The sequence below is a fragment of the Pseudomonas sp. FG35 genome (genome assembly GCF_057809295.1).
Map to the genome: position 1 here is coordinate 131,555 of NZ_JBMDJR010000003.1, position 26,986 is coordinate 158,540.

At 61.8% G+C, this 26,986-nt stretch carries 16 protein-coding genes; 7 read left to right on the plus strand and 9 right to left on the minus strand.

Going from position 1 to position 26,986, the window contains the following annotated elements; genetic code table 11:
- Positions 1–42 precede the first annotated feature (42 nt).
- The 9 genes from ACODTD_RS07100 to gspG all read right to left on the minus strand — a co-directional run bounded on the left by ACODTD_RS07100 (position 43) and on the right by gspG (position 22,287).
- Positions 43–12,555 (minus strand): filamentous hemagglutinin family protein, encoded by a 12,513-nt coding sequence (locus ACODTD_RS07100; protein WP_489104646.1) that lies wholly within the window; start codon positions 12,553–12,555, stop codon positions 43–45.
- A gap of 190 nt (positions 12,556–12,745) precedes the next feature.
- Entirely contained in the window at positions 12,746–13,855 is a 1,110-nt protein-coding gene (locus ACODTD_RS07105; protein WP_489104647.1) for a substrate-binding domain-containing protein, read from the minus strand.
- 348 nt (positions 13,856–14,203) lie between these two features.
- A complete protein-coding gene (gspF, locus tag ACODTD_RS07110) occupies positions 14,204–15,415 on the minus strand; it encodes a type II secretion system inner membrane protein GspF (protein WP_085654186.1) in 1,212 nt (403 codons plus the stop codon).
- On the minus strand, positions 15,415–16,821 hold the full coding sequence (gene gspE, locus ACODTD_RS07115; RefSeq protein WP_489104648.1) for a type II secretion system ATPase GspE: 1,407 nt from the start codon (positions 16,819–16,821) through the stop codon (positions 15,415–15,417). The genes gspF and gspE overlap by 1 nt, the downstream gene beginning before the upstream one ends.
- Positions 16,818–19,190: a type II secretion system secretin GspD gene (gspD, locus tag ACODTD_RS07120; protein WP_489104649.1), complete on the minus strand. Its 2,373-nt coding sequence runs from the start codon at positions 19,188–19,190 to the stop codon at positions 16,818–16,820. The genes gspE and gspD overlap by 4 nt, the downstream gene beginning before the upstream one ends.
- Entirely contained in the window at positions 19,187–19,732 is a 546-nt protein-coding gene (locus tag ACODTD_RS07125; RefSeq protein ID WP_163975531.1) for a type II secretion system protein M, read from the minus strand. The genes gspD and ACODTD_RS07125 overlap by 4 nt, the downstream gene beginning before the upstream one ends.
- Positions 19,725–20,870, minus strand: coding sequence for a type II secretion system protein GspL (gene gspL / locus ACODTD_RS07130; RefSeq protein WP_489104650.1), 1,146 nt, complete (start codon positions 20,868–20,870; stop codon positions 19,725–19,727). The genes ACODTD_RS07125 and gspL overlap by 8 nt, the downstream gene beginning before the upstream one ends.
- Entirely contained in the window at positions 20,867–21,820 is a 954-nt protein-coding gene (gene gspK / locus ACODTD_RS07135) for a type II secretion system minor pseudopilin GspK (protein WP_489104651.1), read from the minus strand. The genes gspL and gspK overlap by 4 nt, the downstream gene beginning before the upstream one ends.
- An 8-nt stretch (positions 21,821–21,828) precedes the next feature.
- Positions 21,829–22,287 (minus strand): type II secretion system major pseudopilin GspG, encoded by a 459-nt coding sequence (gene gspG / locus ACODTD_RS07140; protein ID WP_025109838.1) that lies wholly within the window; start codon positions 22,285–22,287, stop codon positions 21,829–21,831.
- Between the two features lie 146 nt (positions 22,288–22,433).
- On the opposite strand from gspG, the gene gspI reads away from it, so the two are divergent.
- The 7 genes from gspI to ACODTD_RS07175 all read left to right on the plus strand — a co-directional run bounded on the left by gspI (position 22,434) and on the right by ACODTD_RS07175 (position 26,941).
- Positions 22,434–22,814, plus strand: coding sequence for a type II secretion system minor pseudopilin GspI (gene gspI, locus ACODTD_RS07145; protein WP_489104652.1), 381 nt, complete (start codon positions 22,434–22,436; stop codon positions 22,812–22,814).
- A 578-nt stretch (positions 22,815–23,392) separates the two neighbouring features.
- Positions 23,393–23,755 (plus strand): DUF6124 family protein, encoded by a 363-nt coding sequence (locus ACODTD_RS07150; RefSeq protein ID WP_489104653.1) that lies wholly within the window; start codon positions 23,393–23,395, stop codon positions 23,753–23,755.
- Positions 23,756–24,130: 375 nt separating this feature from the next.
- Positions 24,131–24,628 (plus strand): PAAR domain-containing protein, encoded by a 498-nt coding sequence (locus ACODTD_RS07155; protein WP_489104654.1) that lies wholly within the window; start codon positions 24,131–24,133, stop codon positions 24,626–24,628.
- Positions 24,629–24,664: 36 nt separating this feature from the next.
- Positions 24,665–25,288: a lysozyme family protein gene (locus ACODTD_RS07160; RefSeq protein WP_489104655.1), complete on the plus strand. Its 624-nt coding sequence runs from the start codon at positions 24,665–24,667 to the stop codon at positions 25,286–25,288.
- Entirely contained in the window at positions 25,285–25,626 is a 342-nt protein-coding gene (locus ACODTD_RS07165; RefSeq protein WP_489104656.1) for a hypothetical protein, read from the plus strand. Before ACODTD_RS07160 ends, ACODTD_RS07165 begins: the two co-directional genes overlap by 4 nt.
- Before the next feature lie 51 nt (positions 25,627–25,677).
- Positions 25,678–26,091, plus strand: a complete 414-nt coding sequence (locus tag ACODTD_RS07170) for a hypothetical protein (RefSeq protein WP_489104657.1) — start codon at positions 25,678–25,680, stop codon at positions 26,089–26,091.
- 184 nt (positions 26,092–26,275) lie between these two features.
- Positions 26,276–26,941, plus strand: a complete 666-nt coding sequence (locus ACODTD_RS07175) for a hypothetical protein (protein ID WP_489104658.1) — start codon at positions 26,276–26,278, stop codon at positions 26,939–26,941.
- Positions 26,942–26,986: the final 45 nt, after the last annotated feature.

Genomic DNA, 26,986 nt, shown 5'->3' on the forward strand with positions numbered 1-26,986 from the left:
GGCGGCCAAAAGGCCGCCCGAAGCGTACTACACGAGAGTTCTTTACAACGTCAGCTGTCCCCGCTCCTCCTCGGTCAACTGCTGCTTCGCTTGTTCATCCAGCGCTCCGGCGCCCAGCACCTGCACCGGGCTGTTGGGGTTGTAACCCGGTGTCGGTGCGCGGCTGGCGCCGTCGCGGGTCGGGGCCAGTTGTTCGTTGCCGAAGCTCAGTACCTGCACGGTGAACACCGAAGCCTGGTTCTGGCGCGACGCGGCTTGCTGCTGACGGGCGACGTCTTCCGCCGCCTGGGTTGCCGACGACGCAGCGGAGCTGGCCGAAGTGATCGCGCCGGTGTTGACCGCCGAGACCACCGGCACGCCGGTCGCCTTGCCCTGCACCGAGATGTTGGCGGCGTTGACCACCGTCAGCGCGGCGATGTTGACGTTGCCCGACACGCGAATCCCCGCCTCGCCCGCATCGATGGTGCCCAGCGGCGCGATCAGGTCGATGTCCCCCGGTGCCACCTCGGCAATCGGGTTGAGCGTGGCGATACCGGCGCCGGTGCTCGGCACCGATGGCGACAGGGTCACGTTGCCCCAGGTGTCGTACACGCGTTTCGGCGGGGTGTAGACCACGGTGGTTTTCGAACCGCGACCGGCGTTGATGTCGCCCTCGGCGGACCAGCCCAGGATCGAGCCGCCGAACGTGGTCATGATCCGGCTCTGCCCGAGCAGAATGCTGCCCTCGGAGTAGAGCTGAATGTCGCCCGAACCCTGGGTGATGATCCCCGCCGTCGATGGCGGCGCCGCGCCTTCGATGCCGAACACCTGACCGCCACCTGGCGTGAGCATCTGGATATCGCCACCGAACAGCGTCTTGACCCCGGCACCGCCGTAGAGGGTGATGTCGCCGTCATAACGGATCAGGTTGCCGACCACATCGACGGTCGGGAACAGCGAAGCAATGGCGTTGCGACCGCGCAGGTAACTGCCTTTGCGCGGGCCGTCGACGTCGTTGTACTCAAGACCACCGGCACGCAATTCGGCGAAGTACACCTGACGGGCGAAGATCGCCTGCTCGGCGCCTGGCAGCGCAGCGAAGAAGGCTTGCGCCTGTTCTGCGTTGCCGCTGAAACCGTAGCCGAGGGTCAGCCAGCTCTGCAATTCGTCGAGGTAAGTCTTGACCACTTTGCCCGGTTGCCCGTTGAGGGAAACGCTCGGGTCGGCAAGGTTCTGCGGGTTCAGGTAACGGGCGATGAACCGCGAATAGTCCGCTCCCTGTGCGCCCGTACCGGCCTGCATCACCAGGCTGGCGCCGGGACGGTTGTCCCCCGCCAGAATCGGTCCGATGCTGGTAATGCTGGCACGGTTCTCCATCAGGATGTTGCGCCCTGCCTTGATGTCCAGCACACCCGGGCCGGCGATGTCGAAGCTGCTGTAGAGGATGTCGCGCCCTGCCGAGACCCGGGAAATATCCCGTGAATTGTTGTGCACGAACAGATTGCCGGTCGAGGCGACACCCTCTGTATTCGGTAACCCCATCTCGCCGTTGGGCGCCGTGGTCGGTTGCCCGAGAAAGGTACCGGAAGCCACGATGTCTCGCCCTGCCAGCATCCAGACAGGGCTGGCCGCCTCGTACCAGGTACGTTTGGAGAGGCTGAACGTCAGTGTTTCCCCACTGCGCACCCCCACCAGATCACCGGTCAAAGCATAGAACCGTGCGGGCGCCTGCACCTCACTCAAACCCGAGTAACTGTTGGCACCAAAAGCAAACAGCGGATATCGCAAGTTTTTATCGGGTGAAACCCCATCACTGCCACGGTTGGTCATGATCGGCGTTTTCGATGTGTTGTTACCGTAGCCATTGAAGGCCGGTGTGAATGGCGTAGCGATGGCCGACGGACTGGCGCCCGACTGATTGATTGCGTAGCCACCGGCATAGATCGAATCCTGCGCCAGGAGCTCCAGTTGCCCGGCCTTCGAGGGCGCCAGCAACAAGGAGTACGCTGTGGCCGGCAAAAATCCGCTGCCTTGCATGTAGGTCGCCGACGGCCCGGCATAAATCGAGCCCTGGGCCGCCACCGCACGCAGGATCGACGGATATACGAAGCGCCCATCGGTGGGAGATGTGTTTCGCCCGATCATGGGGCCCTGCCCGTCAACCTCGCCCAGCTGTGTACTTGGCGTCAGGTTGCCTCCAGCCGAAAACAGATCGATAGCCGTGTGATCGGTCCATAGCGAGAAACCACTCAATCCGCCCCCGTCATGCACGACACCGTCAGCGGTGGTGAACGGCGTCGAGTTCTGCAACCGAACCCGGCCCGGGTCCGCCGCACCACCCAGCACCAGGTCGCCGCGGGTATTGAGGCTCATGCCCGAGTCGCCAGGGATCAAGACCAGGCCGCCGGAGGCACTGCCAGCGGTGGATGTGAACGGGTCAAACGGTCGGACTTCTCGTGGGTCCTGCACATAGGAGGCTGCGCCGTACTGCAGATTGATTCCACCCAGCGCCCCGCCAGTCAGTCGGGCCGCGCCGCGCAGGTTGATCAGAGCGCCTTGCAAGTCGTGTCGGGGGACTCCCACGCCACTGTTGCCGGCCCGTGCCTGCAACGACGGATTGAGCGAACCGCCGATGCGGATGTCCATATCACCGCCACCGGTCAATTGCAGCCGTCCATCGTCGCCGACGCGCCCGGTACTCCCGACCGCCACGATCAAGCCTTGGCCACGGGGGTAAAGATTGGTGTTGGCGTTTTCGCCCAACGCCTTGACCATGCCCCCATCGGCACCTGCGCGCAGGCTGATGTTGCCGCCACCCAACGTGCCGAAACCGGTGAAGCCAACCAGGAACGGCCCGGTATCGACGCCTTGATCCGGCAACGGCTGAGTCGCATAACTGCCGAAGTTGATCCACCACGCCGTCGGCACATCGCTGTTGCCGGTCCCCTGACGCCAGAACCAGTTGCCCACCGCCACACTGGGCACTTGCTCAGGTGTTTCCAGGGTTGCCGAAGGGCCACGCCGACCCAGCACATCCCCCGAAATCGAACCACCGGCGTTGATGGTCAGGTTGCCGCCCATTTGCGGGTACCAGGCCTGATACAGACTGTCGTTGCCTGTGACCCACCGCTCGTAATCGCTGCCGGCACTGCCCAGCACCGAACCGTTGTCCGACAGACGTCCGCGCGGCTGGTTGAAGCGCGGATCGATCTCCTCGGATTGGGTGCCGGCGGTATAGACGCCGAACGGTGAGTCCATGCTCAGATCACCGGCGGCGAGCACGTCCAGATCCCCGGTACCGGTACGCAGTACGCTGAACATCTGTGTGCGGGTCCTGACGGTGATGCCCGGTTTGTTTTCCACGCACAGCTCAGGGAAAGACCCACACCAGGCAAGCACGTCTTCATCGCTTATCGGTGACCCCGGGGGCATGCCCATCCAGTTGTCCGGTGCCCACGTCCATCGCGGTGCAGAAACGCAGGAGTTCGGTGCCCAGTCGCACCATTCCTTGAGCTCGTCAGGCACGGGTTCGCCCGGGGTGAAGCCACCCAGATTGCCTTCACCCCAAACCAGGGTTGGTGCCTTTTCAGTGACTTTGAGCCCGTAATGAGTGTCGGCCAGACGCAGATTGCCGTCGCTGGAAACCGGTTTGATCGCACGCGTATCAGCGGCACCCAAATCGGCCCCCGCCACCACCCGCATCGACCAGGACGCGCTGCCGGCCGGTAACAGGCTGGCAACGGCCCAGTTGCGCCCCTGCTGGTTGCCGTTCAATGGCCGCAACTCGATAAAGGCCGTCCCATCGGCCAGAACCACGTCGGTCATCGACGGAATCAAAGAACCGCGCAGCAATGCCAGCGATCCACTCAAGCGCACGCCTTTGATCGCGTTGGTACCGGCTTCGACGCTCCCCGGCAACGGCACGCCTTTAGGCCAGCGAATCGCTTTGACAGACGTGACGTCATTCAAGCGAATGCCCGCGCCAAGGCGGCTGCCGGCCGGCAATGTGACGTTGTCGGTCAGCAGCGTTCCAGCGGCAAAAATCAACTGGCCCGAGGCATCGTGAACCGCGCCTGCCAGTACCGTACCGGCGCCCAGCGTGTATGGCGCGGCCAAGGTCGCTTCGGTTGGCAACAACGTGCCAGCGGCCAGGGTCGTCGCTTGCAGCGGCACGTCGTAGTTCAGCGTGACGCCCGCCGGGAACAGCGTGCCCTCCGCCAGTGTGACGCCTGCACCCGGCACCACCAGATCACCGCCGAACGGCTGAATCCCCGGCAACAGTTTCCAGCCCGCATCGTCGACCGTCTCGGGTGGCGGTGCAAAACCGTCGTTGAGGCTGCCGTGGATATCGAGATTGCCGCCGGCGCGAATCACCAGGCTGCCAGACTCGCCAGAGCCATAGGCTGCGGTTTTCTGCGTATGCGGATTGAGACTGGCATAGCGGTAACCGGACAGATCCACATCGCCCTGCACCACCAGATCGCCGTCGGCGGTTTTGCTGACGATCTCGACACCCGGTCGCAGATGGAAGGCATCGGCATAGGACGCATTGTTCAGGCCGGCCAGTTTGTTCTGCAGCAGGTTGCTGTTGAGCAACGCGGCATCGATGAACGCCGTGTTGTCGCCATGGATGCGGTCAAGGTAGGCCTGATCGATCACCTGATACGGACGTCCGCTGGCCGCCGGGTCTGCACCGTCGCTGGCATCGCTGTAACGGCGCGTGGCATTGAGCCCGATCGAACGGGCGCCCTGAATGTTCAGCGCGCCGCTGGCATCGATGGCGATGTCGCCGCCGGCCAGACGTGGTGCGTTCAACTCCAGCGTACCGCGCGGCAATCCATCGGACTGCCCGGGCAATGGCCCCAGTGCAGCGTCGGTGCCGTGGCGCAGATCGATCCGTGCGCCGGAGCCCAGCGTCAGCGTTCCGGCGCCGGAGTTGAGCTCGACCATCGCCCGGTTCGGTGCATCGATGATTTTTCCGTAGCTGTCGACCCGCAGCACACGGCCATGGGCGTCGAGCACGGCGCTGCCAGTCACCGTCAGGCCGTTCTTCGCCGACAGACGAATCGAACCGACCCTTGAACCACTCGCGTCGACAAGACCCGCGACGGTCAGGCTACCGTTGTCCACCGAGACATTGACCTCACCGGCCTTGAGCCCGTCGCCGATCAACAGATCGCCCTGCTTGAGTTGCAGGCTGCGGCTGCCAAAAACCTGCCCTGCGTTCAAGCGCTGGTTAAGGGCCGCGAATTGCTGGCTCGGATCGCCATTCAAGTGTTGCGCGCGGATGTCCACGCCACCGGCCTTGTACGGCACCCATGTGCCACCCGCGTCATAACTGCCGCTGCTGGCGCCGAGGATCTGGCCCTGCAGATCGACCATCCCGGCATCGCTGGCCAAGGCGATGGCGCTGAGATTGCCGGCCTGATTGTTCTGCGCCGACAGGTCGATGCTTGAGCCCGCGAGCTGACGGATATTGCCGTGGCTGCTGTACAGCGCCACATCACCGCCCCAGCTGTACTTGTTCACATCGTTGAACGCCAGGGTACGCCCGGCCATATCCAGGTAAGCGCCACTGTTCAGGGTCAGGTCTTCTACCGATTTGATCACCAGTTTGCCGCTGGCCAGAGCAATGCGACTGTCGAGCGTGACATTACGCGCATCGAGCGTCAGTTCCGCGCCCAGGACATTGGCCGCCGCTGGGGTACCGGCGCCCGTGAGAGTCAGGTTGTTACCGGCCTTGAGCAGGTTCACCGAGGCCGCCTCCCCCGTCAGCAACGGGGTGCGCAGGTTGAGGTTGCCGCCGCTGTAGGCATAGCCCCCGACCGGGTCGAAAGCGCCTTGCGCCTGATACACCGCAAGGCTGCCTTTGTGGTTGGCGGTGATGTGGTCGCTGGCGGTCAGATTGACGTTGGCAAAGCCCAGCACCACGCGATCGTTCTGCTCCAGTCCACTGGCCTGCGGGTTGGGGCCGTAGCCGAATTCGATGCGCTGGGCCTGAATGTCGAGTGTGCCCTGACCGGTGCCGGCGCCGCCAGAGATGACAGCAGCGGGCGCTTGCGTGGCGCCGTTCCAGACCAGATTCGCAGTGCGGATGCTCGCAACGTCTGCGGCTTGGCCCAAGCCATAAATGGCCGGTGTGCTGAGTATCAGATTCTGCAGTTTGCTGACGCCGGTCTGCCGATCCAGCGTGTCGAGGCTGACACTGCCATAGAAATTGAAGGCATCGCGACTGGTCAGGCTCAAGGTCTCCAGGGCCGGAGCGCCAAACTGCGTATCACCGCGCAACAGCCGGTCAAGCACGTTCTGGTTCAGGGTCAGGCCGGTCGGCACACGACTGCCGGCGGCACTCAAGGCCTCGGCACTGCCGGCATTGATCGTCCCCACCGCCAGCGTCAGATGGCGAGTACCGAAGCGTACCGTTTCGTCGAGCTCGAACTGTTTGTCTGTGGCGGCCGTGATGCTGCCATTGGAGTAAAGCAGCGTCGGGTTGGTGCAGGCGTTCGTCGGGCAGGTGCCGATGCGAATATCCCCCGCGCCGGAAGTAGGGGTCGACAACGACGGCGCGAGCACGTTGGTCCAACCGTTCGAGACCACCAGCAGACCTGCCGTGCCCGGAGCATAGATAAAGCCTGCGGATGAATCGTACGGTGCGTCGCCGCGCCCCAGAGTGTTGATCCCCGAACCGGCTTCGAGCGTGATGCTGCCACGGGTACTGGTGGTACGCAGCAGCACTTCAGGCGCAGACAGCATGGCGCCCTCACGCAGGGTGATATTCGATGTATCACCGATGAACGAAACGATATTGCCCGCCGTGTTGTAATCGATCGCCGGTTGCGCGCCGATGGTCAGACGGCCTGCACCCAATCTGTTGAGGCTGTCGGCATACAGCGACACGCCGCTGAAACCCTCGGTACGCCGATGCCCGTCGCCGAGCAGTTCCACATCCCGCGCGCCCCTCACCACCGCCGTCCCGACCACGCCGCCAGTGGCCGGTTTGAACAACACCTGTCCGGCGAAATCCAGCGCAATGCCCTGCTCGGCGCCCGACATCAAGTACAGATTCAGCGACTTGCCATCCATCGGCGCCAACGCCCGTGGCACGCCACGCCGTGCAGCGTCACTGCGGATGAATTGAGTAAAACCGGTTTCGTTGTACTGCGAATAACGGCGCACGACATCGGCCGAGGTCAGGATGACCTGGCTGGCCAGGTTGTCACGCAGCCCGGTGTTGGCGATCGACATCAACCCCGAGCTGGTCCATGAACCATTGCGCAAAGGCAACGCGCCAGACGTGACACCCGCTGCGGCCTGGCCGTTGACCTCGACCCGGAACGCCCCCGGTAACAAGGCGAACGTCGAGGGCAGCAGCGTATAGGTGCCTGCCGCCAGCCCCGGCACGCCGGAGCCGAGGGTGATTTGCTGGCCGATGCGCGGATCAACCGCTCCTGCTTCGGCGAGCATCGGCGCGTAGGTGCTCTGATTGCCGGGCACAATGGCGTACACCGGATTGCTGGCCAGGCCTGGCAAGCTGAACGTACCGTCGGTGGCATTGCGCACCAGCGGATTGAAGCGTGCATCGGTAGAGCCGCCCCGCCCGGACACAAACCCGGTCCCTCGCAGGTCGCCGCCGCCAGACAAATCGATCAATGCTCCCTGCTGCACATCGACGTACCGCGAGGTCAGCGTTACACCGGCGGTTTCTGCGGTAATCCCCTTGAGCACAACCGATTTGCCTGCGTATCGATAGTCGATGCCGTCGGTGGTGCCGCCATAGGGCATGACCAGTCCGTCCGCGCTGACCGAGGTCACACTGCCCGGCAACAAATGCAGGTCATGGGTGTTGACCACGGTCTCGTCGCCCAGGCGGATCATGCCCAGCGGCGCACGAATAACGCCGCCCTGCTCAATGTGCCCGGCAGCCAGCGTCAAGTCGCCAAACACCGAGTAAGGCACGACGGCCGGGGCGCTCCCGGCGCGGGTGATGCGCAAGGTGCGCGCCGGGTCGGCGCCAGGGTGCACGCTCTGATAACCGACCCGCACCTCGGCAGTGACATCACTGGCCGGATAGATTTGCGCGGCCTGCAGGTTCAGGTCCCCAGGCGTCCACAACTCCGTTTTAGTGGTGTACCCGGTCGGAGCCAGAAAGCGCAGATCCCCCCGGCTGTGCAAGGTCACCTGATCAAAGCCGCGCCGACTGACCTCGATTGCCGCACCGTTGAGTGACGCAATCTTCCCCGCCGTGCCGAACGACAGGCTGTTGCCCAGATCCAGCAGGTCCGCCGTGGCGTTGAACGTGGCGGGTGCCACATGGGTCGTCGGAGTGTTCATGACTCGCGGGCGCAGATAACCCGGCGCGTCGAAGTATTTGCCGGTCCCCGACAACCGCAGATACGGCGCTGACAGATTGATCCGCGCAGTCTCTCTGGCGCCGTCGGCCAACGCCAACGCGCCGGCATACAGGCTCAGGCTCTGGCGGCTGTGCAGATCGACATCGCCGTCGAACGACAGCAAACCATTGCTCAGCAGGCTGAGGTTGTCGAAACCGCCGGCCATCAACTGATTGGCGCCCAGGCGGGCACGACCGTATTGCAAGGCTGAAGCAGCGGCACCGGGTTGCAGATCCTGCGGCAGCTGGGACTTGCCTGCGTCCTGTCCAAGGATGATTTCCCTGGCGGCACGCACTTTATTGGCGGCGAGGTTGAGGTCGTAGAGCGGCGTCTCCAGTGCAATGTCCAGACGCCCGCCGGCTGCGCCCGCACCACCGGCGACTGCACGCAGGCTGCCATCGATGAACAGTCCGTTATAGGAGCTGAGGCTGATTCGTCCACCATCGGTGGCTATCGGCGTTGGGCCCTGCCCGGCGATATCCAGCGTGGCTTGAGCACCGGACGCGTCCAGTCGTGCGCCCTCACGCACGATCACATAGGCGTCGGCCGACGTTGCCGTGGTTTTTTTCGCATCGATTTCACCGCCGACGATGATCGTGCCGCCCTTGCCCACCAGCCCGTAAGTACGACCCAGCGCATCCACCGCCGTGGCCGCGCGGCCAGCCACATCCAGCACCGCGTGTTCGCCGATCCAGATCGAGCGGTTGTGCGCTGCGTTGTCAGCCAGTTGTGAGTTGTCGGCGACGTCGTTCAAACCGAACTGTTGCTGGCGAATGTCGAGGGTGCCACCCCAGGCATTCAGTTCGCCATTGAGGGTGATCTGTCCCGCGCCGCGCAAGTTGATGCTCTGCCCGGGGTCGACGCTGATGCGCGAGCCCTGGCCGAGGCTCAGGGTCGTGTGCGCAGGATCGAGCAACCTGACTTCGCGGGCACCGGCCTGCAGCGTCAGGCTGGCACCGGCACGCCGCGTCAGTTGGGCCTTGGTCGGATTTTCCTGATAGAGCGGCGGCGTCCACAGCTCCAGTGCCTGCTGCGGCGCGGCACCGCTGACCTGATTGGCGGCCGCCTCGCTGAAGCGATAGACCGGCATCGACACATCAATGACGGTGTTATCCGTCACTTCCATCCGGTTCAGGCCAATCAGGTTGTAGGTCGAGAAGCCTTTTTCAAACAGCGTCGGCGTCAGCTGCAACACAGAGTCGGCCTGACGCTTATCGGTCTGGCCGATCAGCACATCGCCGGTCTGCAGAAACAAACGGCCGCCGCCAGACACACCGTAACCCCGCAGCTGGCCGTCCAGAGTCAGATGACTGTCACCCGACGCGGTCAAGGCGCCGGCCTCCAGCGTCACGTCACCGCCCTTGCCTCCGCGGGTCTTGCCATTGGCCAGAATCGCCCCGCCGGAAGACACGTCCAGCAGACTGCCGGCACCGACCTCGATGTCGCCGCTGCTGCGGATCGACACCACGCCACCATCCAGATACGCCAGGCTGACTCTATCGTCCGGGTTGGTGCGCAGGTTGCTCCACAGACCGCGAGTGTCCAGTTGTGCCCCTTCAGCCACGCTCACGCGGGTGGCCTTGCCGGTCGGCGCGACGAGTCGGGTGTCGGTGAGGCGATCGGTGTTGAGCTGATTGAGCACATTGCCCAGATGCAGGCTGCCGCCACGCGCGGTCAGGTTTGCGTTGACCTGCACGTCCGGCCCGTACAGGGTGATGTCGCCGCCATTGTCGACGGTGACGGCACCCTGGACGTTGATCCGTTCCTTGGCCGCCACTTTCAGCGCGCTCAGTTGCCAGTCACTGAGTTGCCCGGCATCGAGGAACAGCTTGCCGTTGCGCGCATCGGATACGGCGCCGGTCAGATCCCGATCATTGCCGGCGACCGGGCGCTCACCGCCGATCTGCACCTGTTCGAGCAAAGGGTTAAGCCCATAGAGCAAACCACCGGAAGCCGCCACGTACGCCGGGTCATAACTGCCGACAATCAACTGCCCGCGCCGCGCCAGCGCCGTCTGACTCTGCGCATAGCCATCGAGTACGGCACGCGGTGCCTGGATCTGGCGCTCGCCCTGATAAGCCTCGCCAAGCATTTGCCCTTCGAGCACAGCGTTGCGGGTGCCGATCACCAGTTGCCCGGCATCGCGTCCCACGGTGTAGCCCGACTCCCGACGACTGGACGGCGCAATCAACGGGTTGTAGTAATAACTCGTCTGGCCCCAGCGCTCACTGCTGTCTTCATAGCCCTTGTACAGCCCGGTGTAGAGCAGATCGCCCGGTGCTTTGGAGACCTCATACAGGCGCCCGTCGGCCCCGCGCAGCCAGCTCTGGCGAATCTCGCCGCTTTGTACGTCCAGCGTGCCGCCGGACAGGTTGATCAGCGAGCCCTTCTCGGTCACCACGTCATTGCCGGCGAAACTCACCGTGCCGCCCTGAGCCATCCACTCGCCGATGCTGTGGCCCTGGGTGCCGAGGTAACCGCCGACCTCCAGCAGACCACCAGCGGTGTACCAGCGATCCGTGGCGTAGCCGTTGGTGCCGGCCGGGACGTAGACCAGTTCGCGCACATCGACCCAGATGTCATTGCTGTTGAGCGCACCTTTATCGCGATTGACCGAAGCATCGCGCTGCTCGTTGCCCTGGACGTTGATCTTGATGCTGTTGGATTCCATCGCGACTTTCACGCCGATGGCACCGGAGACATCGATCAATGCGCCGTCACGCACCAGACTGCGACGCTGCGCCGCCACTGCAACCTGGCCGCCCGTGGCGAGGGTGATCGAACCGTTCTGGAACTCGACGCTGCCGCCGCTCTGGATATCAATGCGCGACTGATCGCTGCGAATCCGGTTGTTCGGTGTAACGCCCGTCAGCGCCGCCTGATGCTGACTGTCGAGGGCGGTCAGATCGCTGCTGTCGAGCAGGATCGCCGTCGCGCTGCCCTGCCCCAGCGTCACGCTGCCTTGGGTGTCGGTCGCCGGGTTGAGCAAGTGGATCGTGCCGCGAGTGGCTACCGAGGTGCTGGCCAGCAACACGCCGTTTTGCACGATCTCATGGCCGGTCAGGGTGATATCGCCAGTGGCGGCCTGAATCAGACCGTTGTTGCTGACCTTGCCGGCAGTGCTGCCGGCCTTGAAACCCGGCGTGACTTCGTTGCCGAACGTCGTGGAGAAGACGTTGCCTTCAGTACCCGAGCCTTTGCGAATGTAAAAGCGATCCCCCGCGCCGAGCACGGTCTGGCCCTTGCCGGTGTTGATGCTGCCGTCGTTCTGCACTTCGCTGCCGAGCAGCAAGGCATAGCCGCCAGCATCGGTCGATTTGGCCGGCCGCGCCGTTTCGATGGACGCACCGCGCTCCACCAACACTTTTCCGGCGGCCTCGGTGAACGTCGGTTGGCTGCCGGTGCTGTCGAAATACAGGCCGCGGTCGCGGAACTGAATGTCAGTGATGTTGGCCGCCGCCGCCACCAGGTTGCGCACGTTGACCTGGCTCGTGCCGCTGAACACGATGCCGTTACGGTTGATCAACATCACCGTACCGTTACCCTTGATCTGGCCCTGAATCTGGCTGGCCCGCGCATTCGGATCGTTGACCCGGTTGAGCACCGCCCAGTTCGACTGCTGGACGAAATCGACCGTGGTGTTGCGCCCGACGTTGAAGGTCTCCCAATTGAGGATCGCCTTGTCGGCGGTCTGCTCGATCTTCACCGTGGTCTTGCCATCAACCTGAGTCTGCTGCGGGCCTTTGGCGTTTTGCCAACCTTGCGTGAGGCTGTTATCGACCTTCAGACCGCCCTCGCCCAGACCATCAGGCACAAACTGCACCGTGCCCAGCGCCGCCGCACGACCGGCCGCCTGCGCCGCTTGTTGCGCCGCAATCGCAGCCACGGTGTTGTTCAGGGTCTGAATCGAGCGTTGCAGCTGCTGATTGGCCTTTTGCTGCTGCGCCAGCGGTGGCGTCATCCCCGGCAATCCGCCCACGCTCGGGCGCGCTGCGGCGGCCTGTTGCGCCGCGCCCTTGGCGGCAAACCATCCCGAACTGAACGCAGTCGCCGCCTCGGCACTGCCTGCCACCAGACACAAGGCAATCGCCTGCGCCAGGGGCTTGAGCAACCACAGCGCCGGATCGGCGGCCATGCGCTGCTGAGGCTGAACACGGGTACTGCGACGGGATGGGCGAGCGAGCATCACTACGAGATCCTTTTTGTTTGCCACATGAGGCCGCAGGTCGGCTTGCCCCTGCTGTTACGACATAGGCGGTTGGCGCGGGCCGCGACCGAACGGATGTCACACAAACTTCATGAACGAGGTGTAGATCGGCCAAAAAAAATGGCAGCAGCCCGAAGGCTGCTGCCATTTCATTGCCGTGAAGCGAGGCTTACAAAGGACGGCCGACAGCGTTGCAGACGCTGGCGTTGTTGATGTCCAGGTTGTTGCCCGAGGTGTTGGTGACGAAGTTGGCAGTCACGGCCGCTTTCCAGTTGGTTGGAACCGGAGTGAAGCTGTGAGCGATGGTGGCAGCGTTGTTGCCCGGGTTGCTGTAGTGAGTGGTCAGGAAGGATTTGACGTCAGCGGCCACGGTTGCGTCCTTGTAGCACTGGCCGAAGATGAAGTTGGTGTAAGCCACGATCGGGTAACCGCTGGCTGGGTTAGGAACGACCGGTACCCACTGGGCAGGGTTCGAAGGCGCGGTTGGCAGAGTCGCCGAACCCAGTGCCAGCGAAACGTTGGCGGTGGTTGGCTGTACGCCGTTGACGCGAGCAACCACGGCGTTGCTGGCGGCGTTCACACCGTCCGGACCAACGTAACCGATGGAGCCGTCAACGGCGTTGACTTGAGTGGCCACGTCAGCAGTACCGGCAACGCCTACCCAGGTCGTAGGCAGGGTCGAACCGGCTGGCAGACGAGCGCTGGCGAAGGTGGAGTTGGTGGCGAACTTGGTCGGGCAGATCGAGTTCAGGTGACGGGTCAGGATTTCCGTGGTGCCGCTGGAAACGTTGCGATAAACAACGCGGATCGGCGTGGTGTCGGAAGTGCCCAGCAGAGCGCCCCAGGTGGTTTTGGCGCCGGAGAAGGCGTCGCACAGCTGAGCGCTGGTCAGGTTCAGAGCGGTCTGACCGGATTTTTTGTACGGAATGGCAACCGAAGTAGCCACCGAAGGCAGTTGAATCAGCGGGCCGTACGAAGCGCCGAAGTTGGTGTTGTAGGTGCTGATTTCCGAAGCGCTGAGGATCGAGTCGCTACCGGCGAAGTGAACCGAACCGGTGGTGTTGAACAGTGCCGAGTTGTTGGTCAGGAAAGCGGTCTTGCCGGTGCCGCTACCGGTGCCCAGGTAGCTGAAGTTGGCTGGCAGGATGCTGTTGGCAGAACCTTTGTACAGAGCGGCAGGCAGAGTCGCGCCACCACCGGTTACGTTGGCGGCCATGGCCTGGGCGGAAGCCAGGGCAGCGACAGTCAGGGAAGCTGCGATCAGAGTGCGCTTGAACATGAAGAATCTCCTTTTCAACGTTGGGTGTGAACACAGGTTTGCAGGGGTCTTGCATGACACTGGGAAGACTCACCGCTGACCTTCGCAAGCGGGGTCCGTGGTTAAGTCGCACTGAGAAATTCGCAGTTTCCGGTGACAGATAAAGGAAAAAACCTCGGGAGGTGCGAGGTGATTTTCGAGGGATTTTCTCGGGTGTTCCGGGGGTTGTGCGGAGTGTCTACGGCAAGCTTTTCGAGGGAACCGGCCACAGCCCTTGAAGGGCCGTTGCAGATGACAGAAAGGAGAACCCGAGGATGCTGTTTTTGGCGCTCGGGTGAGATCCGGGCGCCGGCAAAAAAGTTGAAAAAACTACTGCACCAACTGGTTGATCTCGATGATCGGCAACAGCACCGCCATCACGATCACCAGCACCACCCCGCCCATCACCACGATCATCAGCGGTTCGAGCAATGCGGTCATGCCCATCGCCCGGCGCTCGATATCGCGGGACAGGGTTTGTGCGGCGCGTTCGAGCATCGGCGGCAGCGCGCCGGTTTTCTCGCCGCTGGCGATCAGGTGAATCAGCACCGGCGGGAACACGTTCTCCACTTTCAGCGCGGCCGCCAGATTGACGCCCTCGCGCACCTTGGCGGTGGCCTCATTGACGCTCAGGCTCAGACGATCATTCGACAAGGTCTGCCGCGCCGCCTCCAACGCGCGCAACAACGGCACCCCGGCGCCACCGAGAATCGCCAGCGTCGAGGCGAACCGTGCAGTGTTCAGCCCCAGCACAAAGCGCCCGATCAGCGGCAACTTCAACACCCGATGATGCCAACTCAAACGCGCCGCAGGGTTGCGCAGATACAGGCGCCAACTCCAGAACGCGCCGGCCATGACGCCTGCGCACAACCAGCCCCACGCCCGGATGAAATCACTGGCATTGAGCATCGCCAAAGTCAGCCCTGGGAGATCCTGCCGCGCCTGGGAAAACGCGCTGACCACCTGCGGCACCACGTAACTCAGCAGGAAAATCACAATGCCGATCGACACCAGCCCGACCACACCCGGATAGATGAACGCGGTAAGAATCTTGCCGCGCAGGTTGTTGCGCTCTTCGATGTAATCCGCCAGCCGCTCCATCACCTGCGCCAGATCGCCGGACTCCTCGCCCGCCGCAATCAGCGCCCGGTAAATCTCCGGAAAATCCCGTGGCCGCGCCGCCAGCGCTTCGGCCAGGCGCATGCCGCTGCGCACGTCGGCACGTACGGCGCTGAGTGTGTGAGCGATGTGTTTTTTCTCGGCCTGTTCGACCGTGGCGCTCAGCGCCGCCTCCAGCGGCAGACTGGCGCCGAGCAGGCTCGAAAGCTGTCGCGTGGCCCACGCCAGATCGTTATCCGAGAGCCTGGCGCTGAACAATCCACCGCCGCCGTGCTGGGAGACGTTGCTTTCCTTCTCCACCGACAACGCCGTCAGGCCACGACCGCGCAACACGCCGAACGCCGCGCCCTGACTCTCCGCCTCCAGATGCCCGGACTCGATCTTGCCGCTGGCATCGGCGGCTTCAAAACGATAGCGATTCATCAGGCGTCCCGTGTCACGCGAAGGATTTCTTCAGGGGCCGTGGCACCGCTGCGAATCCAGCGCTCGCCGTCCTCACGCAGGCTGAACATCCCGGCCTTGCTCGCCGCCGCGCGCAACGCCGGCTCCCCTGCCCCTTGGTGAATCAGAGTGCGGATGTCGTCATCGATGCAGAACAATTCATGAATGCCGGTCCGGCCGCTGTAACCGGTGTGATTGCACGCCGCACAACCGACCGGGCGCCAGGTGCCGGGCGTCGCCGGGTCTTCCTGTTTGCACTGATTGCACAGCCGCCGCACCAAGCGCTGGGCCAGAACGCCGAGCATCGACGAGGCCAACAGAAACGGCTCGACGCCCATGTCGACCAAGCGGTTGACCGCCGACACCGCGTCGTTGGTGTGCAACGTCGCGAGCACCAGGTGACCGGTCAGCGAAGCCTGCACCGCGATCTGCGCGGTTTCGAGGTCACGGATCTCGCCGATCATGATGATGTCCGGGTCCTGGCGCAAAATGGCACGCAGCGCGAGGGCAAAAGTCATGTCGATCTTGGCGTTGACCTGAATCTGGCTGATGCCCGGCAAGTCGTATTCCACCGGGTCTTCCACGGTGAGGATGTTGCTGGTGCTCGCATCGAGCCGCGCCAGCGCCGCATACAGACTGGTGGTCTTGCCGCTACCGGTCGGGCCGGTGACCAGCACGATGCCGTGGGGCTGGCGGATCAGGTGATCGAGTTTGGCCAGCACCTGCGCATCCATGCCCAGGGTTTCCAGATGCAAGCGCCCGGCCTGCTTGTCGAGCAGACGCATCACCACCCGCTCGCCATGACCTGTGGGCACGGTTGAGACACGAATGTCGATCGGCCGCCCTGCTACGCGCAACGCAATGCGCCCGTCCTGCGGCAGGCGTTTTTCGGCGATATCGAGCTGGGCCATGATCTTGATCCGCGACACCAGCGCACCGTGCAACGCCTTGCGCGGCGAGACCACGTCGCGCAGGGTGCCATCGACCCGGTAGCGCACCACCGAATGGGTTTCGAACGGTTCGATATGAATGTCGCTGGCCTCGTCCCGCGCCGCTTGGGTGAGCAAGGCGTTGATCATGCGGATCACCGGCGCGCCGTCCTGGGTGTCGAGCAGGTCGGTGATTTCCGGCATGTCCTGCATCAGGCGGTCGAGGTCGACTTCGTTCTCCGCCGCACCGACCACCGCTGCTGCGCTGCCAGTATCGGCGTAGGCCGTGGCGAGCAAGCCGTCGAGTTCGTCATCGCGCACCCGCTCAAGCCTCGTCGCGCCGAACTGCCGGCGTACTTCGCTGATCGACCAGCCCGGCGTCGACGGGCACACCGTCAGCACGCCGTCGCGCAGCAGAATCCGCTGCGCCTTGGCCCAGGCGTAGGGCAAGCTGCTCATAACCGCGGGCCTGCTTCAATCGGCACAGCCTTGATGATTGCGCGGGGTCCCGAAGCCGGAACCGAACTCGGAACCCCCTGAGCAGCGGTCGGCAATTGCGGCGCCTGCATGTCCGGCATCGCCCAGCTGCGTTCCGGTTGCAGACCGCCCTGGGCGCGGCGCATGAAGTCGTAGCGATTGAGCGTGATGCTGCGCCCCGCCGCACTGTCGCGAATGATGTACGGGCGCAGGAACACCATCAGGTTGGTCTTGGTGATCGAGCGGCGCTCGTTGCGAAACAGCGCGCCCAGCCCCGGAATGTTCGAGAGCCACGGCACCGCGTCATTGCTCTGGCTGTAGCCGTCCTGCAGCAGACCGCCGAGCACCATGATCTGCCCGTCGTCGAGCAGGATGCTGGTGTCGATCGCACGTTTGCTGGTGACGATCCCCGCCGAAGTCGAAGCAGCCGAGGCACGTTCGTCGATGCTGCTGACTTCCTGATAAATGTCGAGCTTCACCGTGCCGCCCTCGGAAATCTGCGGCCGCACGTTGAGCTTCAAACCGACTTCTTCGCGGGTCACGGTCTGGAACGGGTTGTTGCTGGTGCCCCCGCCGCCGGTGACGTAGCTGCCGCTGACAAACGGAATGGTCTGACCGACAAAAATGCTCGCCGCTTCGTTGTCCAGGGTTAGCAGGTTCGGCGTCGACAACACGTTGGTGCCGCCCTTGCTCTTCAGCGCCCGGGCCAGCACTTTCAGGTCGAGGATCTTGCCGATGCCGGGGATATCGACCGTGCCGTTGACGTAGCCGAGGTTCAGACCTTTAGGCAACACGTCGACACTGGTCTTGCCATTGACGTTGATCCCCGATCCGCCAAGGTTGGCGCCGCCGATCACGCCATTGCCGGCCAGATTGCCGGTCTGCCATTGCACGCCGAATTCGCTGGCATCGTCCTCGCCGACTTCGACGATCAGGCTCTCAATCACAACCTGGGCGCGGCGCTGGTCGAGCAGGTCGATGACTTCACGCAGGTTGCGGTACAGCGGTTCCGGCGCGGAAATCAGCAAGGTATTGGTGGTGGCGTCGGCCTGAATAGTCACGCCACCAGCGCTGAAGGCCACGTTCTGTTCGCTGCTCTGCGCATTACCGCTGCCGCTGGTGGCGCTGCTGCCCTGGGCGTAGCTGCCGCCGGTGCTGCCGCTGTTAGTGGTCGAAGTGCTGCCGTTGGTTTGTGTGCCGCTCTGGCCGTTTTGCCCGCCACTCGAGTTGGTAGAGCTGCCCATGGCGCTGAGCACCGAACGCGCACTGTCGCTGGTGCCGCTGTCGCTCTCGCCGGTCAGCAATCCGCGCAGCGCTTGCGCCAGTTTGCCGGCCTGGGCGTTGCGCAGATAAACCACGTGCAGATTGCTCGGGTTGCTCTGGGCGTTGTCGAGTTTGTAGATCAGGTTGCGCGCCAACTCAGTGCGCTCGGGGCTGCCGGCGCGGATGATGATGGTGTTGGAGCGCGGGTCGCCGATCACCGCGATTTTCTGCGTTGGATCGTTGCCCGGCGCGTCGAGCAAGTCGGCGACCATCGGCGCGATGTCGGCGGCGATGCCGTTCTGGATCTGCACCACGTCGGTGTCGATGGCGCTCGGCGTGTCGATGCCCTGAATCAGTTGCGCGACCCGCGTGAGGTTCTCGGCGTAGTCGGTGACGACGATGGTGTTGTTGCCGGGATAAGCGTTGATCGGATTGTTCGGCGACACGATCGGGCGCAGCACCGGGATCAGGTTCACCGCGTTCTCGTATTGCAGGCGGAACGTGCGGGTGAGCATCCCGTTGCCGGCCGGTTTGTCAGCGCTATAGATCGGCCCGCCGAGCAATTTGGCGTCGGCCTCCGGCACCACCTGCGCCACGCCGCCGACGTCGACCACGCTGAAACCCTGCATGCGCAGCGCCGCCAGCAGCATGTCGTAAGCCTGATGCGCCGGCACCTGGCCTTCGGAGACCAGCGTCAGGTTGCCCTTGACCCGTGGATCGACCAGAAACTGCTGGCCGGTGGAGCGCGACAACGCCCGCACCACCGCTTGAATATCCGCATCGACAAAATTCAGCGTCACCGGTTGATCGCCCAACGGATTGGCCGGCAACGTCGTGCCCCGTGCCGACCCACCGCTGCGGGCGCGTTCGGTGATGTTGTGCAATTGCTTCGGTGCAGGTCTGGCCTGGGCCTGCGCACGCTCGCGGTCGAGCACCGCGTCGCCACTGCGCTGGGTGTTGGCCAGCGGCCGGCCGAGTTCGCTGTCCACCAGCAGCGGCGGTTGATTCGGTGGTGTGGTGTTGCTGCACGCGCTCAATGCCATCAACAGCATCGGCAACGCCATGCGTTTGGATCCTGACCCCTTCATGAAGCTTCCTTAGCGCCCAGCGCCTGATCCATGCGTACGGTGCCCGACAGAGTGCCGGCCGTGTCATCGGTCGCGGCGTCGTCTGCACGTTGCAGACGGGCCTCGACCACTTGCAGTGAAAAATTCCGGGGTTGGCTCAGCAGCCAGTCGAGCACGGCGTCGGCCGGTGCCGCATCGAAGGTCAACTGCCAACCGGCGGACGCGGCCGCCAATTGGTAATGGCCGCCCAGTCCGCTGGCCTGCAAGGTCTGTTGCAGCGACTGCTCCAGGTTTTGCCCGTCGGGGCGCACGCTGACGTCGCGCAACAGCACTTCCAGCGCTTCAGCCTGGGCGCGCAGTTTTGGCGTTTCGACTTGCGAGGCGGCGATCTTCTTCAGCGGCGGCTGAATCAACGCCACCCACACGAACAGCCCCAGCAACAGCGCCGCCATGCCGCCGACCATGCGTTTTTCCCGCAAGGCCAGCGGCTGCCAACGGGCCTGCAACTGAGCATTGAAGCGCTGCCAACCGGCGCGGTATTTCGCAAGCGAGGGGCTATTCATCTTCGGCTCCGCTGCTGTCGTCGTTGTCGGTGGCGGCGGTCGCCTCGCCGGCCGGGCGCAGGACCCAGCCGTCGTCATTCGGGCTGATGCTGATGCCGGCCTGGGCCAGCGTGCCTTGCCAGTCCTTGTCGTTGCCCGAACGCCGGGCCTCGGGCAGCAGGCTCAATTGCAGCGCGCCGTCGACAAACTCCAGCCGCTGCACCGTCCCGGCCATGGACGGCATGCCACTGCCGGCCTGCGACACCAGTCGCGTGAAATCCTGCCCCGGCGCATCCACCGCGCCTTGCCGGCGCGCCGCGATTTGCTGACGAGCCTGTTGCAACGGATTGAGGATCACCGGCAACTCGGGAAATGCCTGCTTCACCCGTTGCGCCATCTGCGCCTTGAGCTGCTGGCCCTGCCCGGCCTCGCGGGCGGCGTACAGGTTCAAACCGATCACCCACACTGCCAGCGCCAGCGCACAGCAACCGAGCGCCCTGCCCCAGCCGCGATGCTCGGTGCTCGGTTGCAGGAGGCCGCCGTGCAGGCCCCAGTTCGGCAACGGGCCGGAGCAGCGTTGCGTGTCGGCCAATATCGATTGCACAGCCTCGGGCGCGCCGTCTCCGATCCAGTGCGCCGGCAGACCGGTTTCCAGCAGCCACGCTTCGTCGATCATCGGCTGCACCTGCGCCGCATTCGGGCCGTGGCGCAGCAACAGATGATCGTCATGCAGACAGCCGACGCCGCCCGCCATCACCGGCAAGCTGTAGGCCGCCGGGTACAGGCCTTTGAGGTTCAGGCCGAATTGCCCGAGGTGCTGCAGATCCTTGCGTGCTACCCAGGCAATCTGCACCTGGCCGCGTTCATTGCGAGCACTGTGGGCGATGTGCATCTCGGCGCTGTCGCCCAGCATCAAGGCCTGCGCTGCGCATTGCACAGCCGCAGCGGTTTTGTTCGCAGGCAGCGGCGGCAGATCAATGCTCGCCAACAGGCTGTCCGACGGGTGCAGAAAGCACACCAGCGGTTGCTTCGGCAGCGCGCCGAGCCGCACGCGTTCCTGGCGAACGACCTGCCCCTGTCGATCCAGCCAAGCACAATCCAATTCACTGTCGAGACTCAGTTCCGCCAGCGGCGGCAAACTCACGCGCAACTGGCTCATACGCCCACCCGCGACCAGATCACTTGCGGCAAGCGGTCTTCACTGCGATGCAGTAACGCATCGAGGCTGACCCGCCGCTGATCGCGCCGCGCCTGCCCGCGCAGCCGAAACCAGTCGCTGGTGATGCCGACCTTGACGCTGGTGATCTCCAATTGCGGCAGTCGCAGGCGATTGACGAAATCCCCGCGATTGATGAACCAGCGCCCGGCATCACGCTCATTGATCAACGCCTGCGCCCGCTCCAGCGACAGCCCCGGCACGTAAGCCGCCAGCACTGGCGCCGTGGCGGTGTTGCCGTTGAGCCAGGTGGTCGCCGGAATCACCGTCAGGTACGGCGCCAGTTTTGCCAGCACCGCATCGTTGACCCCGTCGACGCTGCGCAGATCATCAAGCGTGCGCAACATCGGCAAGGTCGGCGATTGCGGTTTGCGCGACGCGGACGGCGACGTGGCGCGCCCGCTGTCGAAGGTGTTTTTCGCCACAGGCTTGTCCACTATTTGGGCATTCAACAGGTGCGGATAAGAGCCGATCACCCGCTGACTGATGCGCCGGCTCAAGGCGCTGCTGACACCAATCAACTCGCACAAACGCTCGAACGCCTGCACCTGCGCGTCATCGATCCGCTCGTTGGCCACCAGATTGCGCAGGTTGAACTTGCCCTGCTCGTCCTCCAGCCGCCCCTCGAAACCCTGGGTGTTCAACCGCTGCGCCCACGGTTGATCGAGTCGGGTCAGCGGATCACGCTGCCGCGCATCCCACAATAATTGCCGGCTGATCTCCAACCCGCCGTGCAACAGCCAACGGCCCTGCACGCGCAGTTGTTCGGCTTCCAGCGCCCGGGTCGAAACGCTCTGGCGAGTCAGCATGCCGGCGGCGATCACCGCGACCACCGCCGCGATCAGCAGCGCACTGATGATCGCCATCCCCTGCTGGTTCGATTGGTTGTTCATGACCGGCCTTACAACTGCCAGGAACCGATGTCGGCATTCACGCCGTCGCCGTCAGGCTGGCCGTCGGCGCCGAGGGAAAAGATGTCGATCTCGCCGTTGGCACCGGGATTGAGGTACTGATAAGGGCGACCCCACGGGTCATTCGGCAGGCGCTCCAGGTACGAACGCCAGTTGCTGTTCTTCGCATCGGCCGGCCGCTCCACCAGTACCTTCAGGCCCTGGCTCTGGCTCGGATAAGTGCCGTGATCGAGGCGATACAGCTTCAGCGCCTGCATCAACCCGCCAATGTCTTGCTTCGCCGCCGTGGCCCGCGCCTGATCCGGCCGGTCGAGCACCTTGGGCACCACCATCGCCGCCAGAATCCCGAGAATCACCACGACCACCATGATCTCGATCAGCGTGAAACCCTGCTGCCCACGGGGCATCCGGCTCGGTCGATTGGGCTGTTTGAATTGCGCGATATCCATCTCGTCATTCCCTGGCTTGATTCGATTCGACGCGCAGTGTTGCAAGAAGATATGTCAGGGATGTTGAAAATCCTCGGGTGTTTTCGTCGTCAAGCCGTCAAGCACGGGCGTTAGCGTCAAGGGCTGCCCGACCGCCCGAGACCCCGATGCGCACCCCCTCCCCGCAAACCGGATTCACCCTGATTGAAGTGCTCGTCGCGCTGGCGATCATCGCCGTCGCCATGTCCGCCGCTGTTCGTGTAGCGGGGTTGATGACGCAGAGCAGCGGGGTTTTGCGGGATCGCTCGGTTGCGATGATTGCGGCGCAGAGTCGGATGGCGGAATTGCGGTTGGAGGGGCGATTGCCGATGGGGGTCAAGGCGGTTGAGTGTGATCAAGGGAGGTTGTTGTTGCGGTGTGAGGAGGTGATTGGGGCCGCGGAGAATGGGCGGTTGCTCAAGGTTGGGGTGCAGGTTTTTGATCGCAGCCAGGAGCGGCCCCCGCTGGCTAAGATTGAAACGTTGCTTAGCCGCCCCGAGAATCCCTAGCCCGAGCCCGCCTTAAATGTCGGCCCCCTCGATGGCAAATGAATCAGCGTGGGACATTTCCGACACCCACCTGAAGATCTAAACCAACCTGCACATACCGCGCTGAATCCATAATCAACTCGGTCTCTCAGGTCGATGTAAAGCGCAAGACACCTCGGTCGGCCCCCTCTCCCTCCGGGAGAGGGCTGGGGTGAGGGCCGCTTGTTGAATCACCCGTTTACCCACCCCAAAAACACCGTTTAAAAGACACCCACCGTTACTTCCTCAAGGCTACACAACCTTGCGTCATTACCTACGACTACGCCAGAATCCGCCGGCTTGTGCGTCTAATGCGCGGGTCTTATCGTTTCCGGGTCACTGAAAAACAGTGATCGGGTTTGGTAGCCCGCACATGAGTTCTGCACAGCATCACCATTCGCGGCGTCGTTTCGTCTCGGCTTTATGGTGGTCATGCACAGGGCACCTTCGGGTGCGCCGGGTTCCTCATGTGCCGGTCTACCAACCTGAGCATGGCCGCCACCTTCGTTTGGTAGCGAAATTGGATGGCCTCCCTTTTTGAAGCATGAGGAGTTACATCTATGTTCAAACCGACGCCCAATCCCCCCGAAACCGATCCGGTCTCCCCCTACAAATTCCCCGACTCCCGAACCCTCAACGAAGCCGCCGAACGCGCCCTCGACCACTACCTCACCCCACAACAACGCATCATGGGCAGCCACCATAAACACGACCCCATGTACCTGGCCAACCCGGCCTACAACACCGAATCACTCCTGGCCAACGCCAGCGAATCACTGGGCTCGGCCAGCGAAATGCTCAACAACTTTGCTGCCACGCTGGAGCCTGCTCATCGCAAGACCGCGATCGGGATTGCGCAGTTGGTGATGTTGAGCGAGTTGGCGGTGAATCAGGCGTTGGATCATGTTGAGTTGAAGGCGTGATCGGCTGAGCGCTGTAGCCCAATAGCCAGAAAGAAAATGGCCGAGGTTGTCAGGTGTGACTGACGACCTCGGCCAAATGCGTTTTTCTCTGTACCAAAAGCTTCAACCGATCCGAACGCAAAGGCGTTACGGGCTACTCGCGTGAAGATCGTTCACAACCCGTCAACCGAAGAATTGTAAGAAATGTTGAGCGCAACATTTGCCTCAGGCATCCTGTGCGACGCAAACGTACATGGGTGGCGGAGGTTGATGCTCTCCTCCTCCAGAGCACGCTTTCCTGCTCTGCCAAACGTGTGATGTTCGCACTATCTCAGTGGCCGGAATTTCTAATCCAATCAGGCCAAGGACATCTGAATCTTTGAAAAGGAACTTCCTGTGAGTGGCAAACCTGCAGCCCGAGTCACAGATCCCACCAGTTGCCCACTCCCAGGGCACGGCACAAATCCAATTGTCAGCGGCTCTCCCAATGTCAATTTCGACGGCCTTCCTGCCGCTCGGATGACCGATAAATCCGCGTGCGGTAGCCCAATCACTGGAGCGGTCAGCTCTACGGTTTTTATCAATGGGCTGAATGCCGCGACTCAAGGCAGCACCGGTGGCCACGGTAACGTGGTTGTGGGTGGCTCTGGCACGGTCATTATCGGCGACACCGTTGTATCAGCGCCCTTCAGCGGCCTGATGCCCATGCCGGTGCACTTCAGCGACAAGTTCAGGCTTATTGATGACGAGTCAGGGGAACCCCTGGCTAATCTTGATTACGCCATTCAGCGAGCTGACGGCAGCATTGAGCACGGTGTCAGCGATTCAATGGGGTATACGCACGTAGTCAGCTCGCACCTCGCCGAAACGATCCAACTGTTTTTGGAGGATTGAACATGGATGTCAAAGTAAATAACGGAAGTTTTCCTCATGGCTGAAGTCATTAGCAAAAACGGCCGAAAAATGTCACCTGTAGCCACCAGAACGGTGACACCTGTCAAAGACTCCAGCCCTAAAGCTGTATCCGTAGACGCAAGGCAACAAAAGAGGCGTGCCGAGAATGCGGAGTTCTTAAAGAATCAGAATGTGAAGGCCTTCCTGGATACGTTGGCAAAAGTCGAGGGTGGCGATTATCACGCGAAATTCGGTTATGGCTGGGCACCCGGCTGGAAATCCGGGAAGTGGACATTCAGCGATGAGTCCACTCACCCAGGACCAGGTCATGGCGGTTCAACCACCGCTTCTGGAAGGTACCAAATCACGAAAGCCACATGGTCGGAACTCTCCATCAAAGCAATGGGGTTATCTGACTTCAGCCCCGGAACTCAGGATCTGATTGCCGTTGAGCTCCTGCGCAACGTAAGTGCCATCGAACCGCTGATCGGCGGCGACTTAAAAACGGCAGTTGGAAAAGCATCAAAAAAATGGGAAGCGTTGCCTATGGGGCCGGGGTTGGCAAACCGACCAATCAACGGAAAGCCTTCCGGCCAACCTTATACCGAGTACGACGAAGTAGAAAAAATATATAAAGGCTTTGGCGGTACCGTTAAATGAAACTAAAAATATTAGCCATCAGCCTTTTAGGTTGCGTCAGTTTATTTTCAAGCGCAGCAGACCTTCCTATCAAAGAGGGAATGCCATTTTCGAAAGCCCGCAAAGCCTTGATCAAAAATGGCTGGAAGCCGAATCCGACCTACTCAGGTGAGTTCGGAGTTGAAAGCGTCATTCAAAGAAAAGGCTTCAATGAAATCGAGTCTTGCACGGAGGGCGTCCGTTACTGCAGCTTCAACTACATCAAGAACGGAGATTGTTTAGGTGTAGGAACTGTCGGCGAAGAAGTCAAAGACATGAAGATTTATTCCTGGAACTTCAAATGCCCTGAAAAGGATTGAAGCCAGAAACCAAAGGGGACAGGAGTCTGTTCCTTTTTGTGGAGCGATCAAATGAAGACGCCGACTCTCCTGCTCCTCGCAATGTGTTGCACGGGTACAAGCTTGGCGTTTGCCGGCGGCTCGCAAGCGACAAACGTCAAGCACGGGCCAGCAGACATCGCCGTCGATGAGCCCTTGGTGTCGGCCAGATCCAGGTTGATCGAACAAGGATGGAAGCCAACCCGGATGCACACCAGCGATGGCTATGAATACAGTGGTATCGAGCGCGAGCTGGCTGCACGCAATTTCCTGGAACTCGATACCTGCTCTTTTGATAGCTCGCGCTGCATCCTGTTCTATTCGAAGAAAGGTGCCTGCTTGCGCGTCGAAACCGTCTCTGAGCAGCTTAAAGACATGACGGTTACGGGATGGACCGATGAATGTCCGAACGCATCTCCAGAACCAAATAAAGAGGACTCGAGTTAGGCAAACAAAGAAGCTGACTTATTGCCGCCCCTCCGTCGAAGACTTTTATGAGATCCGAGCAAATGAAAAAGACCAGAAATTTAACTATGCCCAATATAACCGAGCGCAAACATTAAATAACACTTGCACTCTCTCGACGAACGCGCTTGCGATTGTGCATTCAACTTAGGCAGAAGGGGTCAAATTGGAAAACCTTGAAAAATATATGGAGCAGTTTGATTCGAACTATCCAAAATACTCAGACGCACGCTATTCAGAAATTCTAGCATTGGTAGCCAGATATGATTTAAATACGGCATCCAAGGTATTAACCAGCGACTCATTCAAGCAAGCTCTGGAAATAATTTCACCTTTAGTTGCAATAAAAAACTACAAATCTCAAATTCCGTTTCCAGAAGATGTAATTTCCGCGATAGAGGCTATCCTTAACATCAGAAAGGTCTCTATAGACGCATCTGATCGATTCAAGAATTTAGAACCATTTTTCAATACTCTCGTAGCTACTCAAGGCTTTCAGTTACCGACAATTTCAGCAGTATTTCATTTTTGCCACCCAGATCACTTTCCGATTGTAGATAGAAATATTCAAGCGGCTTGCAAAGCGCTGATAGATCAAAGTCCAGCGTTAGCTGGATATGAATATCCAGAGCTTCCTGCACCAGGAACCTCCGCAGCAAACAAATTAAAAAAATATAGGCAATTCATTCAGGTAATTGACAGGTTACTGGAATCGAACCTAGAAAAGCAGAAAATTAATGACTATAGAAGCTTGGATAAAGCACTAATGGTTTTGGGCGCTGTAGAACTTAAAAACGAAAAAAACGGGAATGATCTATTATCTGGAAAATAAATCCGCCCCCTTTTTCTTCGCTTTTAAGAATCTGTCGCAATAGTT